Here is a 17,415-nt window from a genome sequence, read left to right as displayed (position 1 = left end):
GTAAATGCTATTACGAATGACAAGATTAATCTTATGTTTTATTGTTGCCATAACAGCCTTTAGCTGCAAAGAAACCTATCCAACCTATAACGATCCAATACCCAAACATGATAGTTTAGAGGTCGCTTCTAAGTTTGTAAAAGAAACTCGTGTTATTAATGTGTGGACTCCGCCAACTTATGAGCAATCCCAAGATAGTTTTCCTGTGTTGTATATGCCAGATGGAGGTATTAAAGAGGATTTTCCACACATCGCTAATACTTTAGCAGATTTAATTGAGGCCAATCAAATTCCACCATTTATTTTGGTGGGTATTGAAAACACAGAACGTGGTCGTGATTTAACAGGAGCATCAGAATCGGAATACGATAAGCAATATTGTCCAATAACTGATGGAGCCAAAGATTTTAGAGCATTTATCACAGGAGAATTGATGCCTGAAATCGATAGCAAATATAGAACCAGTACTAAAAAAGGTATCATAGGTGAATCGCTTGCTGGACTTTTTGTTATGGAAACTTTCTTTCTAACTCCAAACGCTTTTGACTATTACATTGCCTTTGATCCTTCGTTGTGGTGGAATGAGCATTATCTTACCAAAAAAGCTGCTACTTATTTGGATAGTTTAGCAGATAAGAATATTAAATTATGGTTTGCAGGTAGTAGTGTAGAGGATATTTCGCAATACACAAGAAGTTTAGAGCAAACCTTTCAGGAATACGCTCCACAGCAACTCACTTGGAAATATTCTGACGAGCCCAATGAAGAGCACTATACCATTTTTAGAGCGACTAAAGAAAAAGCAATAATTTGGACTTTGGGAGGTGAGTAGCAAGCTTAAAATTTATATCCAAATTTAAAACCAAGAGAGAGATTAAATTGATATTTAGAATAATAATCTTCTAGATTATGTCCATAGAAGAAGTCATGATTGTCAGTATTTGCAATATGAATTTCGGGATCATAATATATATAAGGGTTTTTAACATTCCTAATTCTTAGGCCAAAGCCACTGTAAAGATCAAGATAGAATTTTCTACCTAGAGGAAAGTTTAAACCGTATTTTATATTATAAATATCTACAGATTTGTTAACTAAATAATTTTCCCTTTTATAGTACCTAATATCTTCGTCAATAACAGTATAACTAATATCATCAGTATAAAGTTGTCGTAAAAAACGTGCTTCAAGCCCGATATATTCGTTAATTCTAGGGTTATTTAAAATACTAACTAGATTGTAAAATTTAAGCTCGTATCTAAACGAACGTCCTTTATCTTGTTTAAGAATATCGCTGTTGTTTTTTATATAATATTTTAAGTATACGGTTCCGTATTCGGCACTAATACTCATATCATCTAAATAAAAATATTCACCACCTAAAGTTACAGTTGGAATTGAAAAAACATCAATAGCGGATAGAGGAGAGGTATAGACGAAAAAATCTCCTTTCTTAAAAGGAATAACTTTTTCATTCGAAATATAAAATTCATTTAAAATAGAATCGATTTTAAAATTAAATCGATTTTTATAAGTGAATCTTTTATCGTTGGTTAAATCAACCAACATTCCCAAACCATAGTTATGTAAAATATTAAAGAAAAACCAACCTGAAATCCTACGTTTTACAGCAAAATCAGTAGATATAGTATCATTTTTTAAGGTAAATCGTAATGAATCTTTGGATCTTTTTGGACTTATAATAATTTCACCATCATTAGTAGATTGCGTTTGATTATTAAAAACAACCTTAGTATTATCAGGTGCATAAATTTTTACGTTTACTTCTTTTCTATTTAAAATAGAAGCGCAAGAGCTACATAAAAGTAGTGTTGACAAAATGAATAATAAAGAGTGAAATTTATTCATTAAATATGTTTTGCCATAGATGCACTATTTATGTAATGGTTGCGTGCAAGATTTAATTTTTGTAAAAAATATAATTGAAATATGCTTTAAGGAAACTTTAACGCAGCTATAACCATATCGCTGGGCAATACACTTGACTTTAGAGTAATAATCGCTTAACTTAGCGTACTTTCACTAAGTATTCATTTCTATTTTCTTTTTGCAACATCTTGCTTTCGGAATGACGTACTTCTTATAACAACCAAAAAATCATTTATGAAGAACACCAAACTCATATTTAGTATTGCCTTAATTGTTATCATTTTTGCCATAAAACCAATTGCTAACTGGGTTTCTGAACAGTGGAATGTTGACTTATCGCTTGTGGTAGAACAGCGTAGAAACTTTGTAATTGTAGCTTTGGCGTGGTTTTTAATAATTCTTTTAAGGCGTATAAAGCGTCAGGTGTTAAAACATTATGACATTACTAAAGAAGATAATTTAAAGTCTAGAAAACTCTATACGCAATTCAATATTCTGGAAAAGGTTATTGTGTTTGTTATTATTCTAACTTCAATAGGTTTAATTCTTTTATCTTTTGAGAGTATTAGGGAAATAGGTGTTGGTATTTTTGCTTCGGCAGGTTTGGCTGGTATTATTTTGGGTTTGTCCGCTCAAAAAGTATTTGGAGCTTTAATGGCGGGAATTCAGATTGCGTTAACCCAACCTTTTAGAATTGATGATGCTGTTGTGGTTGAAGGAGAATGGGGTTGGATTGAAGAAATCAATCTTACTTATGTTGTAGTTCGAATTTGGGATAAAAGGCGTTTGGTACTGCCATCAACATATTTCTTGGAGAAACCTTTTCAAAATTGGACACGTTCTAGTGCAGATATTATCGGAACGGTATTTTTGTATACAGATTATAATGTGCCTTTTGATGCCTTGAGAGAAGAATTGAAACGTATTTTAGATAACACGGATTTATGGGACAAAAATGTACAAGTTCTTCAAGTAACAGATTCTAAAGAGTATACTGTAGAAACCCGAATATTAGTCAGTGCTAGAAACTCGCCGACCGCTTGGGACTTGAGAGTTCATGTTAGAGAGAAAATGATAGATTTTATCAGAGAAAACTATCCTGAAAGTTTACCACGAACACGTGTCGTACTAACAAATCCTAATACTGAGAAAGAAGCTTAATTTTCAAACAATTTTACCGTCAACCATAGTGAGTTTTCGGTCTGCCATTTCTGCTAACTCTTGGTTGTGCGTCACAATAACAAAGGTTTGCTTAAACTCATCACGAAGTTTGAAAAATAGTTTGTGTAATTGTTCAGCAGATTCGCTATCTAAATTCCCTGAAGGCTCATCAGCAAAAATAATATTTGGCTGATTGATTAAAGCTCTAGCAACAGCAACACGTTGTTGTTCGCCACCAGACATGCTGTTGGGTTTATGGTGTATGCGGTCTTTTAATCCTAAATAATCCAATAATTCCTTAGCTCGTTTTTCTGCTTCAGCTTTTGGAGTATTGTTTATAAATGCTGGAATACAGACATTTTCCAAAGCTGTAAATTCTGGTAATAATTGATGGAATTGAAAGATGAATCCGATATTCTTATTTCTGAATCTTGCCAGTGTTTTATCATTCATGGATGTTATAGATTGTCCATTGATGATAAGTTCGGTTTCTGAGGTATAATCAGGTTTGTCTAGTGTGCCTAAAATCTGAAGTAGTGTGGTTTTTCCAGCTCCAGAAGCGCCAACAATAGAGATGACTTCACTTTCGTTAATGGTTAAATCTACTCCTTTTAAAACCTTAAGGTCTTTATAAGCTTTTTCTATCTGCTTAGCAGAAATAATGGTTGTACTCATGTGGCGTGAAAATACTATATAAAGCCGTAATCCACAATATTAAGACGCAGAATTCTTTCCTTGAAATACAGATTTTATACCATTGAAATCTAGGAAATATTGTAACCTCACAGATAACGTATGCTGAATAGGTTGTTCAAAAAGGGTATTCAAACTTTCAGAATAACTGTCTTTAGACAAAGTATCTGAATTGAATAACTGATTACGATATAATGCGGTTAGGAAGCTTCCTGGTGCAAATTGCCACGAATAACTTAAATCGATATTCCAAGTACTAAAATTAATGTTAGGGCTTTCTTCAACATTATCTACCGTGTAGCCAGAATCTGTTGTTAATAAGCCATTATCCAGCAATGTGAATAATTCATAATCATAATTTACCGTGTCCCAATAATGCCTAAACGTTAGAGAAAGTGTGTTAAAAGGATTAAAAGTATAATTAGCAGAAATGGTATTGGTAAGTCGTTGTCTATTGCGTTCACCAAAAATAGGTTGATCGTCTGCTTCCGTAGCATAACCTCTAGAACCATTAGACATGTTGAGGTTAAAACTATAAATAGTTAGAAATTTATCATTGAATCTAAATCTAGGACTTAAGCTGAGGTTGTAACCAAACAAATCTCTACCGTCTTCAAATATTTTATAGGAATTCGCACTTATATCATAAGCGAATTTTTTATTGTAGTTAGATGAATAATAACCGCCAGCACTAGCAATATTTTCATAAATGAAGTATCTGCCATCTCTAGATTCAAAATAATCATATTGCTTCCCAGGTTCCATATCAAACCAAAAACCGTAATTGTTTAAACCTTTATTTTGTGCATTATATTCAGCACCAAAATTGGTACCTGTAAATACACCAGGATTGGCTAGGTTACGATAATTGATATAAGCATTAATTCTATAATTGTTGAGGTTGCCTTTAGGTTCAAAAATGCGATACGATACATCGGCACCAAAATTATTATAGTTATTTCTTAGAATAAGTCCAAGATCATTAATGTCGTATTTGGTATCAGCAAAACTATGGTCAAAACTATAGCGGAATTTACCATGTGATTTTCCAATATAGAAGAATGAACTATATCCAGTTTCACTAGCTTCAAACTGGTGATTAACATTACTCATTTTTGCTTCAGCTACAATATTGTAGGTGTTTCGTTTATTCTGTAAGTTAGTCACCAAACCTGTAACATTAGCATCTCTAAAATTACCTTCTCGCATCACGTTAGTGTTAATTAAGCTTACAGATGAATTACCATTAAAAAGTTGATCTACCACCAAAACATTATAGTTAGCAAAAGGTTCAACTACTTCTTTACGTTGTTCACCTGTTTCGGTATTGGTAATGCTAGCTTCAGTCTTTTCGGTAATAGCATTAAAAATTCCAATACCTAAGCCGTTTTTAGTACGACCAGAAACTTTGATAGCATTAAGGACTTTTACTTCTCTAGGAACATTAGCCTCTTCATCATCAGAAAGCGATAACTCACCACTAGGTCTACCACCAATACGCCTAGAAAAAAACAGGTTACCTTTTGAAAACAGATCGACACCTTCGGTGAAAAATTGTCTTTGTTCAGAAAATGTTTGTTCAAAAGGGCCTAAGTTTAGGGTTACATTATCAAATCCTGCTTGACTAAAATCAGGAACTAAAGTAGCATCTAGCGTAAAATTATCGGTTATACCATATTTTACGTCCATGCCAAAGTTTAAATCAGTGTCGGTATCTCCATCAAAGTCATTAACAATTCCTGTAGCAAAAGGGTAGAGGTTAAGTCTTACAGGTGGTGTAATGTTTTGAAGCCCTTTGAGTTCACCATGATAAATTCCAATATTACCTTTAGTTGGGTCGATAGGATTCCACGTATATTGTGAGCGCTCCCGTCTAAAATGTCTATGGAATTGAATACCCCAAACAGGATCTTCTTGATCGGTAAAACGTATGCATCGGTATGGAATTTTAACTTCAACAATCCAACCATCATCTACAATTTTTACGGCACTTTGCCAAACAGCATTCCAGCCAAAATCTTCACCTATTGTTGGGCTTGCCAAAGCATCGGCTTGTTGTCCCGAACCGAAAACAAAAAACTCAGTATCGTTTTGAGCATCATTGTTAGGATTTATAATAATGCCTAAAAAATCACTTTGACCAAAATTATCTCTACTAGTCAATTGTTTCATGATTTTAGTAGGATCATCATAGAGATAAGCTGCTATATAAATAGCCTGATTATCATAAGTCATTTTTATTTCTGTACGTTCTTCTTTAGGTCTTTGCTTTCCTATTTCAGGTCTGAAAGAAATAAAGTTTGTAGCAATATCTGCATCTTCCCATAGGGCTTCGTCTAGTATACCATCTATTTTTGGAGCTTCTGAAGAACGCTTTATTTGTAACGATTTTTTGTCTTGGGCGACTAATGAATTAATGATTCCCAAGACTAAACAAGAAAATAGGGTTATAGAACGTAGGTTCATAACGGATTGATTGATGAATAGTTTAGTTTTATTAAAGATGTAATTATGTTGCGGTTGTTACTCTCTAACTTTTGCAAATCTACAATCTCATTTAACATATAGCTCTTAACTAAAAGTTAAAACCTAAAATAGGTTTGATTATGAGTTGTTTATGACGATTTGACATCAGAAGAAATTGGAATACTTATTGCGTATATAATATTGAAACTCAAGAATTGATTATGAAAAAAAGCAGAAAACTTATACTAGGACTAATATTTGACGCTTTAGGTTATGTGTCATTTGTCTTTCCATTATTTGATGTTGTTTGGGCACCTTTATCAGCCTATTTAATGACCAAAATGTACAAAGGCAAAGAAGGTAAGGTAGCAGCAGTAGTGTCTTTTATAGAAGAAGCTTTACCATTCTTTGATGTTATACCTACATTTAGTATAATGTGGTTGTATACATATGTTATAAAAACTGAAAAATCTGTAGTAAAGACATAAAAAAAGCGCTCATATTGAGCGCTTTTTTAACTGTATTACAAAATATAATTTATTGTACTTCTATATTAAAAGTCACCTGAACATCAGTACTTCCACCAGCACCATCTGCAGTACCATCATTTGGTTTTGTAGGCTCGTGCTTTAAGATTACTGTAAGTGTTCCTGTACCAGCATTACCAGTAGTTAAAGATGATTCAATACCTATAGGATTTCCGTTTTCATCAACATCAGTTTTTGTAATTGCTATATCACTGATTGATGATGAGATAAAAAATTCGTGTTCATCACCTTCATTTTGTACTTCTTCAGTTATATTATCAGCTGGATTTTCTGTTTCATTCAACAACTGAATAGATCCAGTATACGTTGTGTTAGCAGTTAAAGGACCAGAAATATCATAAGTTGGTGCAGCACTACCATCACCATCTAAATCTTGAAACTCTAAAGTAACTACATCAGTACCATTAGTTAGTCTATAAGTGACAGTTGTGATTAATTCTTCATCGTGATGGTGACCGTGATCATCGCCATCATCATCACTAGAACAACTTACTGCTGCAATATTTGCAACAAAAAGTAATGCTAATAATTTTATGGTTTTTATAGATTTGAAATTTTTCATGTTTTTAAATTTTATTGTATTAATAATTTATTTTGATTTTTAAGTTAAAGTTCCTGCCTAAGTCGTCAGCAAAATAACGTAGTCTATTAAGATATTCTCTGTAAGAAGTATTGAATATATTTTCAACATTGAATTCTATTTTTAGACTACCTTTTTTGAAAGCTTTAAAGCTCATTGAGCTGTTGAAGCTAAACAGAGAGTAGGCAGGTGGTGTAGAGCTAATATCTACATAAACATCTTCCTGTAGTATAGGGTTGAAGGTGAAAAAGTTATAATCAGGATATCTTTTTTGTTGTAATACAGTTTTGTGATTTAAACTCAGTGTTAAGGAATTTAAATTTTCATTGAAATAAGATATACTGTTATTGAAATTAGTAGCAGGCATTAGGATTAAAGGAATATCTTCTGATATATTATCACCTCTTAGTAAACTAATACCTCCATTATACTTTAAGTTATTATTGATTTTTTTATTGATATCAATATCAACTCCAAATATTCTTGCATCAATTTGATTATATTCCCAAACAGGGAAAGCACCTCGTATTGTTGTTGTTATACCAGCAGGAATCAGCTGTATATAATTGTCAATTTGTTTATAATATGGACTTATAGTAAATCCAAAATTTTCATTGTTTCTTTCTAATGAGGCTACAAATTTATTAGCAACCTCCTTGTCTATAGTTAATAAACCAATTTCTATTCTAGCAGCTCCGTGATGAAGTCCATCACTGAACAATTCAGAAGGATTAGGTACTCTAGTGGCTAAACCGTAATTAAAAGAAAACGATAGATCATTATTAAACCTTTTAGAATAGCCTAAACTTGCTGAAATATTATGATATGTAAACTCAGGACGCGTTAAGATCTGAGAATTATCTATGTTACTGGTTTCAAATTCAGGAAACAATACGTCATAATTATAAGCTTCCCAATCTGATATATTATAGCTTTTTGTGGCTTCGATTTTACTAAAATCATAGCGAAGACCAGCGCTTAGATCTGAAGTTTCGTTTAAATCATAATTTCCTACAGTGTAAATGCTAGCGTCGTATTTGTCATAATCGGGAATCAGAGGACGTGCACCTGTACCTGAAACAGCATCATTTTGTTGATATCTGGCCATAATACCAGTATCAATCTTTAGGTTGTTAATATAATCTATACGTAAATTGGACTGTAGCGAATTCGTAAATAACCTTAAGTCAACTACAGGAACGTTATCTCTGTCCCCACGTCTTAAATCAAATTCCTTTCGTCTATTGATCTGAAGATCGTATTGAACCGTGAGTTTCCCCAATCCTTTAAATCGTCTATAAGCTTCTATTTTCCCTAAATGATGTAAAATACTTTGTCTAGGATTTTCAATATCATAAGAAAAGTCTTCAATAATTCGAGGTTGACCACTATTTATAGATGCTACTAAATCATTAACATTTCCTATATGTGAAGCCGCTAGAATACCTAATTCATTATTTACAACACTGTAATAGGCTTCAAAACCTTTTTCAAAACTATTGTAGCCAAATCTTAATGAAGCATTGAAGTTTTTAAATCCAGTATTGGTAAGATAATAATCTGATGATTTAAAATCTCCAAACTTTCTATAGCTCGACTGAAACTTGGTGTAAAACCCAGATTGGTACGTTTTAACAAGTTCGGTATTTACATTTCCACCTCTTCCGTTAGAATTTAAAGAAAGCATGGTGCTGCCAAATAAACTATCTATAGCAGCATACTTTTTTGGATTTACTAGAATTAGACCTCCAATAGCATCGCTACCATATCTTAGCGTATTTGCACCTTTTACAACCTCAATTCTGTCAGCAGAATTAATATCGATATTAGGTGCGTGTTCATCGCCCCATTCTTGATCGAATAAGCGTACGTTATTATTAATAATTAATAATCGACTGCTATGAAGACCATGAATCATTGGTTTAACTATAGTATTTCCAGTATTCAAAGAAGATACACCACTTACAGAATTTAAGGCATCTCCCAAAGATTTGTCAGAGTAGTTTTCTATCTCACTCTTATTTAGAGATTGCTCAATACTTGTAGTTTCTGTTTTTATAGTAGAACTTACTACGACTTCACTGAGTTCTTCTAAATGATGCTCTAAAAATATAATTTCAGAACTATCATTAGTAATATTGAATAAAACCGTTTTAGTCTCACAATTAACGTGAGAAATAGTTAATGTTAATGTACCAGAGCACAGATCTTCAATTTTAAATTTGCCATCAAAATCTGAAACCAAGTATTTGTCTTTTTCTTTAATATATATGGTAGCAGAAGCAATTGCAGACTTATCATGAAAATCTTGAAGATTACCTAGAAAAGTGTAATTACAATCTTGACTATAGTTATAGCAACTAAATGCTATAAATAAGCCAACGAAAAATCGTTTCATTTAAAGTTTAATTTTGTTTGTGAATAGAGATAGAAAATCTAGACAAACAAAGGAGGTCCTCTTAAGAAGGAGTGTGTTCTATTTTGTGTGTGGTAAGAACTATAATAGAATGATTGTAGTTCAGAAATATCATTTTTTAAATCTTCCTGATACTCATAAATATTTAAGAATTGTGAGTTAGTAAGCTTAAACTTGTAAAAATCACAATCTAAATCAGATTCATGAAAGTGGGTATCATGTTTAGCATCTTCATTACAAACTTTATGACTATGATGAGTAAATGCATGACTTAACTTTACAAAAGAAGGAAATAGAACAGTAAGCGCTACTGATAAGGCAAATACCTTAAATAAAGATGATATGATGGGTTTTATATTCAATCTAAAAAACGCTTAAGTCCAAATCTTCGTAACATTTTCTTTTCAAATTCCCAGAAGAATTTAAACTGACCAAAAAGCCAACCAAAAGTCACCAAAAGAATCTGATAAAAAATGAGCCCAATGATAATAAATAATATCCAGTAGAGTATGGGATTTAAGTTTTCTTTAGTAATTCCGATAAGCTTTATAATTGGCCTCCCAACAAAAACCGAAGACGTACCCGTAATTGCAAATACAATGAAGACTCTAATCATTTCCCATTTATAATCTAGAATCCACTTTTTTTCTAGTTTTTTGAAACAATAAAGTGTTAGCCTTAAAAGGCTATAAAATACTGGAAATACAGCAGTAATAGTGTAGACTATGTTTTGGTCTTTTAGAAAAGCATACGAAATCTTAAAGGCTGAATACGCTAAAATAATTAGGCCTAAAACAGGGAAAATCAACTGCCAATTCTTTTGAATTTCCCAATGTTCTTTAAATTTTTTCATAGCACTCTTAAAAGTGCTGCAAAATTAAGGATTTTATAATAATAAGTAACTATATCCTCGGTTGAAACGAGGTTAATTGTTGTTTGTATTTTAATTGAAAGTAAACGAAATAGTTATATAGTTTATAATTAACTTCATAACCATAATCTGTATTAACGTCATAGTCAATTCTTAATTGATACAAGTCAGGATTGTAGGTGTGAGGCTGTAAATTTCTTTGGTTCCATGCTTGGACTAAAACTATATTTCTAGATTCTAACCACTCTTGAGAATAGTAGCCTTCTGGTCTTGCCGTAGAGGCTAACCAAGAATTAAATCCTGGTTCAATAATTATAATTTCATAATCAGTTTCGTCACTACTAATGGAAACAGTATCATTATCAACCAAAGCGCTACTGTTGCCATTGTCTATGGTTTGATTAGTGTTGTAAGATTTGCAACTAGCAATAAGAATTGCAAGAATAATAAAAGGAATAAGCTTTTTCATAATAAATTAAATATATTAAAAATTCGGTTAATTAAGTTGTCTTTTTGGTTTCATTTAACGATACAAATATTTATAAAAGCTTTCTATTATTAAAGTACCAATGAGTGAGAACTTCTTTTGAATGAGTAATTCCTTTATAGAAGTTAGCCATAAAAAAAAGCAGTACCAGAAGGAACTGCTTTTTAAATAAGTTATTATAGTGTTTTATTTCCCGAATAATCCTCCAAGAAGACCACCTACGCCACCTTTCTTTTTACTTCCACCTAAAAGCATACCAGCAACATCATCTACTACGCTACCATCTCCATCGGCATCTAATATTTTTTCTAAGAAACTCTGTTCGTTTTGAGCACTGCTTCCTCCAAGCAAACCTCCAAGAAGTCCTGTAATGTCATTTTGAGAACTTACATTGTTTTGTTTAGCTTGTTTACCAAGAATACCCATTAATATTGGTGCAGCTACTTTAAGAATATTGGCTACAGAACCAGCATCTAATCCTGCTTTTTGTCCAATAACTTGTTCAACACCTTGTTTCTTTTGTCCTAAAATATGTCCTAAGATTTTATCTCCATCGGTTTTCACGTCTTCATCAACTCCGCCACTAAATAAGCCTCCTAGGTTATCTAAAATACTTCCATCGTGCTTATTACTTAGAGCGCCCATTAATCCTTGTGCACCTTGTTCAGTTGCTGCGTTACGTTCCATTGCTTTCATTAAAACAGGTAATGCCATTGTAAGCACACTACTGGTTTTGTCTTGGTCTGTTCCGGTAGATCCAGAAACACCACTAACTATGGTTTTTCCTAAATCGCTGTTTAATAAATCTAAAATTCCTGCCATGTTTTATAATTATTTTTTGATTAAAAATTTGGTACTTCAATGTACAAAAAAAGTCCTACAATTGTAGGACTCAAATATTATGTTTAGGTCACATTTATTAACCTAAAATGCTCTTAATCTGATCTGCAAGTTCAACTCCTATACGATCTTGTGCTTCGTTTGTAGCAGCACCAGTGTGAGGTGTTAATGATAATGCAGGATTCATTAATAATTGGATTTCTGGTTTAGGTTCTTTTTCAAAAACATCTAAAGCTGCTCTTGCTACTTTACCTTTTTCAATGGCTTTTACTAAAGCAACTTCATCAACAACACCACCTCTTGCTGCATTAGCAATGATTACTCCATCTTTCATTAGGTCAAATTCCTTTTCACCAATAACATAGTCTTTTTGTGCAGGAACGTGTAGTGTTAAGAAATCAGCTTGCTTAAGAACCTCTTCTTTAGATATTGTTTTGATTTCAAAGTTTACTTTTTGTCCATCAAAGAATTCTAGTTCTAAATCAGCTTTTTCCATGTAAGGATCGAATGCAACTACTTTCATACCAGCTCCAATAGCAACTTTAGCAGTAGCTTGACCTATACGACCGAATCCTAAAACACCAAGGGTTTTTCCTTTTAGTTCAGTTCCTTTAGCGTAAGCTTTCTTTAAACCTTTAAAATTAGCATCACCTTCTAAAGGCATATCTCTGTTGGAATTGTGTAAGAAACGCGCTAAACCATAAAAGTGACCAAATACTAACTCTGCTACAGAATGTGAAGAAGCAGCAGGCGTATTGATGACATGAAGTCCTTTTTCTTTAGCGTATTCTACATCGATATTATCCATACCAACACCACCACGACCAATAATCTTTAGGCTAGGGCAGTTGTCTATTATATCTTTTCTAACTTTGGTTGCACTTCTTACTAAAAGAACTACAATGTTATTTTCATTGATGTAATTCTCTAATTGCTCTTGGGCTACTGTAGTTGTAATAACTTCGTAACCTGCAGCTTCTAAAGCTGTAATACCACTTTGAGAAATACCGTCGTTTGCTAATATTTTCATTATAATTTGTTTTGTCATTCAGGAAATAAATGACGATTGATAATTATGCTTTTCTTTCTAACTCACTCATCACCTCTACAAGTGCTTTAACACTGTCTAGAGTTAAGGCATTATACATTGATGCTCTATACCCACCAACACTTCTGTGTCCGTTGATACCGTTTATACCAGCTTCAACACACATAGCATCAAAAGTCTCTTTAAGGTTTTCGTTTTCTAATGTAAAAGTAGCGTTCATATTAGAACGATCTTCCTTCACAGCAAAACCTTTAAACAAAGGGTTAAGGTCTATTTCAGAATAGATTAAACGCGCTTTCTTTTCGTTTTCTTCTTCGATACCTTTAATACCACCTTTGCCTTTTAGCCACTGTAGTGTTAACATTGATACATAGACTGCAAATACAGGAGGTGTATTGAACATACTACCTTTACTGATATGAACTTTGTAATCCATCATTGATGGAATTTTTCGAGATACCTTTCCAAGAACATCTTCTTTAACCACTACAAGTGTTGTTCCTGCAGGACCCATATTTTTTTGTGCACCAGCATAGATAATGTCGAATTGTGTAAAGTCTAACTGACGCGAGAAAATATCACTACTCATATCGCATACCATCGGAATAGGAGAGTCTGGAAAACTCTTCATTTGTGTCCCGAAAATGGTATTGTTAGAAGTGCAATGGAAATAATCATAATCTTCTGGGATGTCGTATCCTTTTGGAATGTAATTATAGTTTGCACTTTTAGAGGATGCTACTTCGTAGATATCATCGTAGATTTTAGCTTCTTTTATAGCTTTATCAGCCCAAGTACCTGTGTTAAGATAACCAGCTCTTTTTTCTAAAAGGTTTAAAGCAACCATTAAGAATTGTGTACTAGCACCACCTTGTAAGAACAATGCTTTGTAGCCTTTTCCTTCTAAGCCTAACAACTCTAACGCTAAGGCTCTTGCATTTTCCATTACATCTACAAATGGTTTGCTACGATGCGATATCTCTAACAATGATAAGCCGTCATCAAAGTTTAAAACAGCCGCAGCTGCTTGTTCCATTACTGTTTTTGGCAATACACAAGGACCAGCACTAAAATTATGTTTTTTCATGAAGTATGTTTTTTTATCTCAATAACACTACTGAGAGCGTTAACTTTATATCTGTGAGTTTTTGTATGTAATAGCTACAAAGGTGGCAATTAATTGCAAAAAAGTTGTTACTAAAATGATAATTTTTGGTTTATGTTTTTAACAAGAAATCAACAGTATCTACATTATCTGCATAATCCCAAAGTTGTGGCTGTTGTGTTTGTCCAAATTTCACTTCAGAATCTAAAAATCCATCAGCGACAACACATTGAATCTTTTCAGTATCTGTACTTAATTTGTCTTTTAAATCTTCGGTGGAATCATAGTACTCATAGAATACAGTAGCAATAGGCGAGGAGTAGCTTTGATCTTCCTTAATCATTAAGAAACCGTTTTCTAACATATTGAACTCGCTCATAAGGTAAACTGCTTTATTATAGTCGTAGTTATTAGCGTATTTAGCTTCATGAATAACATGATGCCACTTGTAAACCGCTTTAAAGAAAGCTTCAAAATCATAATCTTTTGGAACAAATAACTTAGATACGTTTCTGCATCCCAAACCATAATAACGGAAGATATCGTCTGAAAGTGCTTCGAGTTGCTCGTGGGTTTCGTTACCTGTAAGTACAGCTACTGAGTTTCTGTTTTTTCTAATAATAGAAGGTTTGTTTTTAAAGTAGTACTCAAAATAACGTGATGTGTTGTCGCTACCTGTAGCTATGACAGCATCGAAGTTGTTTAGCTGTTCTTCTGTGAAGCTTATTTTACCTTTTAAACTTGGTTCTATGTACTCTAAATATTTTGCTAAAAGCGGTAGTAGGTGTTTGTCGTTAGAGGATTGCTTTACCAATACGTTATGGCCTGTAATAATTACACTTAAGAAATCATGAAAGCCTACGAGAGGAATATTTCCTGCCATTATTATGGCTACAGTTTTAGGTTCTTCAACATTAAAGTTATACTTGCTTAACCAATGATTAATATTGTTCTTTGTCAGTATTTTACACCATGACATAAAACTGTATTCTATATTGCTATCTGTAAACCAACCGTTATGCTCTTTTGCTAATTTTATTTGGTGTTTGAATGCATCGAAGAATAAATCGTTGTGTTGAATACCATCCTGTTTTTGTGGAGGAGTTGTGGTAAACTGATTTAGGAATTTTCCTAATTCTATGAAAGCTTTGTTAATGTAATCTTTGTTACTCATTATAATTTGTATAACCGCCTTTTTGGCTTTACTTTTGCAGCCTAATCTGTGTAAAGGCAGATGCAAATTTACGCAAACCCAAAAGAAAGAAAAATTACTATGGCAATTATAATAACAGACGAATGTATAAACTGTGGAGCTTGCGAACCAGAATGCCCTAATACTGCAATATATGAAGGAGCAGATGATTGGAGGTATGCTGATGGTACAAGTCTTAGTGGTAAAGTTGTACTACCAAATGGCAAGGAAGTAGATGCAGAAGAAACCCAAGAACCTATAAGTGACGAAGTGTACTATATTGCGCCAGACAAGTGTACGGAGTGTATGGGCTTTCATGAAGAGCCACAATGTGCTGCGGTATGTCCTGTAGATTGTTGTGTGCCAGATGATGACCATGTAGAAACAGAAGAAGAACTTCTAGGGAAACAACGCTTTATGCATCCTGAAGACTAATCAACTTGCTGGTTTTTAGTGTTTGGTTGGTTTAGACTACTAAATATTTAATAATTTATAATAATCCTGAGCTTAAAGCTTGGGATTTTTTTGTTTAAAAAGTTATGTTGAATTAATTAAAATGATTTATAAAATACATAGTCAAAAATTAATTATTGTTTTGATAATAAGGATTTTAAACTAAACTATGTGTTAGTTGACAAATAGTACAGATACAGACTAATTTATGTATTGTAGTATATTTGCCTAAATCTACAAACAGAATTACTGATTGAAATAATCGCTACACAAAAAACTCCCTCAATTTCAGATTTTTAAGGGATATTTTATAATTTTGTATTCTAATTACAATTTATGCCTATTACATCTGTAATATTATATTCGGATATTGTAAAATAGATAGTCAATTTTCTTTGACTATCACCATTCTTAACTTTAGGTAATACACTGAAGCATTTCTACTTATATACATTTTACAAATAAACACATTGATTGTGAATGCTGTTGTATTTATCGATTTATAAATACCGCAAGTGTTTACGGCAATTTAAAACATACTGAATATGACATTAGAACATTTCGGATATAACGACAACATAGAAAAATTAAGAATTCAACATCATCTTATGGACTTTGAAATAGGAAGAATTATTTCAGAGCACAAGGAAAGATATATAGTTGCAACTGAAAACGGGGATTTTGAAGCTGAAATTACAGGTAACTTAAGATATACGGCAAATACTCGTGAAGATTTTCCTGCTGTAGGAGACTGGGTTGCCATTTCTGAATATGATGACAATAAGGTGCTTATACATTCTATTATTCCCAGAAAAACTATTATTCAACGACAGGCAGTTGGTAAGCAAGGAGAGCGGCAAATTATAGCCACAAATATTGACTTTGCTTTTATAGTGCAAGCGGTTGACGGGGATTTTAATATCAATCGCATAGAACGTTACCTCACAATTTGCAATACATCTCATATACAGCCAATTATTCTTCTTAATAAGATTGATTTGATAAGCGCAACAATGTTAGATGATCTACTCTTAAAAGTTAAAGAAAGAGTAGCTAAAGTACCAATAATTGCTATAAGTAATACGTCGCAAAAAGGAATTGAGAACGTGACAACCTATATAGAAAAAGGCAAAACTTACTGCTTGTTGGGTTCCTCAGGAGTGGGAAAATCGAGTCTTTTAAACAATCTATCGGGTAAACAACAGATGAAAACAAATGCTGTTAGTACAAGTACGAATAAAGGACGACATATTACTACACACAGAGCATTAATAGCTCTTGAAAATGGAGGTGTTATTATTGATAACCCAGGAATGAGAGAAGTGGGTATTACAGATGCCGTTGAAGGATTAGAAAAGACGTTTGAAAAAATAGTCGCGCTATCCCAAAACTGCAGGTTTAAAAATTGTACCCATACCATAGAAATTGATTGTGCTGTTATGGAAGCCGTTGAAAGTGGAAAAGTAGATAAACTGTACTATGAGAATTATCTCAAAATGAAACGGGAAAACGAGCATTTTGAATTGACCGTTGCTGAAAAACGCAAAAAGGAAAAAGATTTTGGAAAAATGTATAAGCAATTTAAAAATTTTAAAAAATCTAATAAGTACTAAACAGTGCAAAATTTATAGCTAATTGTAATGATTCTTGGTAAGACATTGCTTT

Annotated in this window: 17 protein-coding genes; 5 read left to right on the top strand and 12 right to left on the bottom strand. The window is 32.9% G+C overall.

The window, feature by feature from the left end:
• The first annotated feature begins 16 nt into the window (after positions 1-16).
• Positions 17-832 (top strand): alpha/beta hydrolase-fold protein, encoded by an 816-nt coding sequence (locus tag QGM60_RS06985; RefSeq protein ID WP_281139525.1) that lies wholly within the window; start codon positions 17-19, stop codon positions 830-832.
• Positions 833-837: 5 nt separating this feature from the next.
• Here the strand turns inward: QGM60_RS06985 and QGM60_RS06980 are convergent, their stop codons facing one another.
• Positions 838-1,869 carry a hypothetical protein gene (locus tag QGM60_RS06980; RefSeq protein WP_281139524.1) on the bottom strand — a complete coding sequence of 344 codons (1,032 nt, stop codon included), beginning with the start codon at positions 1,867-1,869 and terminating at the stop codon, positions 838-840.
• Positions 1,870-2,124: 255 nt separating this feature from the next.
• Here QGM60_RS06980 and QGM60_RS06975 point away from each other — a divergent pair, with 255 nt between their 5' ends.
• Entirely contained in the window at positions 2,125-3,051 is a 927-nt protein-coding gene (locus QGM60_RS06975) for a mechanosensitive ion channel domain-containing protein (protein WP_281139523.1), read from the top strand.
• A 3-nt stretch (positions 3,052-3,054) separates the two neighbouring features.
• Here QGM60_RS06975 and QGM60_RS06970 read toward each other — a convergent pair whose 3' ends face one another.
• Together QGM60_RS06970 and QGM60_RS06965 are read right to left on the bottom strand one after the other, a co-directional pair.
• Positions 3,055-3,714: an ABC transporter ATP-binding protein gene (locus QGM60_RS06970; protein ID WP_281139852.1), complete on the bottom strand. Its 660-nt coding sequence runs from the start codon at positions 3,712-3,714 to the stop codon at positions 3,055-3,057.
• Between the two features lie 51 nt (positions 3,715-3,765).
• The gene (locus QGM60_RS06965; RefSeq protein ID WP_281139522.1) at positions 3,766-6,210 is read right to left on the bottom strand and encodes a DUF5916 domain-containing protein; all 2,445 of its coding nucleotides are present in this window, start codon (positions 6,208-6,210) and stop codon (positions 3,766-3,768) included.
• Positions 6,211-6,431: 221 nt separating this feature from the next.
• Between QGM60_RS06965 and QGM60_RS06960 the strand changes: the two genes are divergently transcribed.
• On the top strand, positions 6,432-6,698 hold the full coding sequence (locus QGM60_RS06960) for a hypothetical protein (protein WP_281139521.1): 267 nt from the start codon (positions 6,432-6,434) through the stop codon (positions 6,696-6,698).
• A 49-nt stretch (positions 6,699-6,747) separates the two neighbouring features.
• On the opposite strand, the gene QGM60_RS06955 is transcribed toward QGM60_RS06960, so the two are convergent.
• The 9 genes from QGM60_RS06955 to QGM60_RS06915 form a co-directional block, all read right to left on the bottom strand.
• The gene (locus QGM60_RS06955) at positions 6,748-7,320 is read right to left on the bottom strand and encodes a type 1 periplasmic binding fold superfamily protein (RefSeq protein WP_281139520.1); all 573 of its coding nucleotides are present in this window, start codon (positions 7,318-7,320) and stop codon (positions 6,748-6,750) included.
• A 19-nt stretch (positions 7,321-7,339) separates the two neighbouring features.
• Complete coding sequence (locus QGM60_RS06950; protein ID WP_281139519.1) at positions 7,340-9,736, bottom strand: TonB-dependent receptor; 2,397 nt, start codon at positions 9,734-9,736, stop codon at positions 7,340-7,342.
• 38 nt (positions 9,737-9,774) lie between these two features.
• Positions 9,775-10,116, bottom strand: a complete 342-nt coding sequence (locus QGM60_RS06945) for a hypothetical protein (protein ID WP_281139518.1) — start codon at positions 10,114-10,116, stop codon at positions 9,775-9,777.
• Positions 10,113-10,607 carry a DUF6787 family protein gene (locus tag QGM60_RS06940; RefSeq protein WP_281139517.1) on the bottom strand — a complete coding sequence of 165 codons (495 nt, stop codon included), beginning with the start codon at positions 10,605-10,607 and terminating at the stop codon, positions 10,113-10,115. Before QGM60_RS06940 ends, QGM60_RS06945 begins: the two co-directional genes overlap by 4 nt.
• Positions 10,608-10,656: 49 nt before the next feature.
• Positions 10,657-11,094, bottom strand: coding sequence for a DUF6146 family protein (locus tag QGM60_RS06935; RefSeq protein ID WP_281139516.1), 438 nt, complete (start codon positions 11,092-11,094; stop codon positions 10,657-10,659).
• A 204-nt stretch (positions 11,095-11,298) separates the two neighbouring features.
• Entirely contained in the window at positions 11,299-11,934 is a 636-nt protein-coding gene (locus QGM60_RS06930) for a DUF937 domain-containing protein (RefSeq protein ID WP_281139515.1), read from the bottom strand.
• Between the two features lie 97 nt (positions 11,935-12,031).
• On the bottom strand, positions 12,032-12,982 hold the full coding sequence (locus tag QGM60_RS06925; RefSeq protein ID WP_281139514.1) for a D-2-hydroxyacid dehydrogenase: 951 nt from the start codon (positions 12,980-12,982) through the stop codon (positions 12,032-12,034).
• Between the two features lie 43 nt (positions 12,983-13,025).
• Positions 13,026-14,087, bottom strand: coding sequence for a 3-phosphoserine/phosphohydroxythreonine transaminase (gene serC, locus QGM60_RS06920; protein ID WP_281139513.1), 1,062 nt, complete (start codon positions 14,085-14,087; stop codon positions 13,026-13,028).
• 130 nt (positions 14,088-14,217) lie between these two features.
• Positions 14,218-15,279 carry an acyl-CoA reductase gene (locus QGM60_RS06915; RefSeq protein ID WP_281139512.1) on the bottom strand — a complete coding sequence of 354 codons (1,062 nt, stop codon included), beginning with the start codon at positions 15,277-15,279 and terminating at the stop codon, positions 14,218-14,220.
• Positions 15,280-15,378: 99 nt separating this feature from the next.
• On the opposite strand from QGM60_RS06915, the gene QGM60_RS06910 reads away from it, so the two are divergent.
• Positions 15,379-15,732, top strand: coding sequence for a 4Fe-4S dicluster domain-containing protein (locus QGM60_RS06910; RefSeq protein WP_281139511.1), 354 nt, complete (start codon positions 15,379-15,381; stop codon positions 15,730-15,732).
• Positions 15,733-16,295: 563 nt separating this feature from the next.
• Complete coding sequence (gene rsgA, locus QGM60_RS06905; RefSeq protein WP_281139510.1) at positions 16,296-17,363, top strand: ribosome small subunit-dependent GTPase A; 1,068 nt, start codon at positions 16,296-16,298, stop codon at positions 17,361-17,363.
• Positions 17,364-17,415: the final 52 nt, after the last annotated feature.

Source organism: Winogradskyella sp. SYSU M77433, from assembly GCF_029911945.1.
Taxonomy (GTDB): Bacteria; Bacteroidota; Bacteroidia; order Flavobacteriales; family Flavobacteriaceae; genus Winogradskyella.
The sequence above is the reverse complement of the archived record's forward strand: the minus strand, read 5'-3'. Positions and strand labels throughout refer to the sequence as shown.